Origin of the sequence: Merdimmobilis hominis, assembly GCF_016901855.1 — a bacterium.
GTDB lineage: Bacteria > Bacillota > Clostridia > Oscillospirales > Ruminococcaceae > Paludihabitans.
Genome location: NZ_JACJKY010000049.1, coordinates 1 through 1,512, shown reverse-complemented (window position 1 = coordinate 1,512; position 1,512 = coordinate 1). Strand labels below are relative to the sequence as shown.

General features: G+C 39.2%; 1 protein-coding gene. It reads left to right on the top strand.

Translation table 11 applies throughout. The annotated features are described in order from the left end of the window. Positions 1 to 74: 74 nt before the first annotated feature. Entirely contained in the window at positions 75 to 1,487 is a 1,413-nt protein-coding gene (locus H6A12_RS12950; protein ID WP_087378619.1) for an IS1182 family transposase, read from the top strand. Positions 1,488 to 1,512 lie beyond the last annotated feature (25 nt).

Sequence of the window (1,512 nt, the reverse complement as noted above, 5' to 3'; positions counted from 1 at the left end):
TCAGTCTGTCGAAAAAGTCCAGTATAAGCTGGGCTTTTTTGCATAAATAAGGTATAATAGAAGGGGTGATGAAAATGATAGTAAAAGGAAGAGAAAACCGCGACCAGCTCGAAGTATTTAGCATAGAGGAATTTGTGCCGACTGATCATTTATTGAGAAAAATAGACAGCGCGGTAGACTTCAGCCATATCTATGATATAGTGGAAGATTTATACTGTGCAGATAACGGCCGACCGAGCATAGACCCAGTAGTAATATTTAAAATGGTATTAATACAGCATTTATACGGATTGCCGTCACTGAGAAGAACGGTAGAAGAAATAAAAATGAATGTGGCATACAGATGGTTTTTAGGGTACCTGATGAATGAGCAGATACCGCACTTTTCAACCGTAAGCTATAATTTCAGACATAGATACACTGAAAAAACAATAGAAGAAATATTTTATTGGATATTAAGCGAAATAGAAAGAGCAGGATATTTATCACCCGAAACAGTATTTGTAGACGGAACACATATCAAGGCAAATGCCAACATAAAAAAGGCAGTAAAAAAAGCCGTACCGCAAGCCGCAAAACGCTATGAAGAAGAGCTTATGGCAGAGATAAACGAGGACCGGGAAAACCACGGCAAAAAACCGTTTGACGGACCGAAACCGCCCGAAGAGAAAGAGATTACAGCCTCGGCCACAGACCCTGAAAGCGGAATGTTTCACAAGGGTGAGCATAAAAAATGCTTTGCATATACAGCACAGACAGGCTGCGATAAAAACGGATATGTAATGGAAGTAACGGTAAATCCCGGTAACATACACGATAGTACAGCCTTTGACGGATTGTATGATAAATTAACTGAGCATAACCCTGAGATAGAAAACATAGTAATGGATGCAGGCTACAAAACACCGTGGATAAGCAAAAGAGTAATAGATGACGGGAGAATACCGGTATTACCGTACAAAAGGCCAATGGGGAAAAAGGGGAATTATGCACCGTATGAGTATGTATATGATGAATATTATGACTGCGTAATATGTCCCGAAAACCAAGTGTTAAGCTATGTAACTACAAATCGGGAAGGACACCGGGAATTCAATAGCAAAAGTTATATTTGCGAGAAATGTCCAACAAAGCATTTATGCACAGAAAGCCAAAAGAATGAGAAAACCGTAACCAAGCACATATGGTTTGATTATCTTGAAACAGTAGAAGATATTAGATATACCCCTGAGTACAAGACTTTATATGAACGACGAAAAGAAACAATTGAACGTGTATTCGCAGACGCGAAAGAAAAATACGCAATGCGATATACTCAATACCGAGGCTTGAGCCAGGTGACAAAATGGGTCAGGCTTAAGTTTGCTGCAATGAACCTCAAAAAATATGCACTGCATAAGTGGATAAGTTCTCACCGATACAGTGCCTCAATCGGGATATATGCATTTTTTGTCAAATTAAAATTTTTAACCCTGAATCTCGCTTGAAATCCAGGGTTATTCGACAGACTGA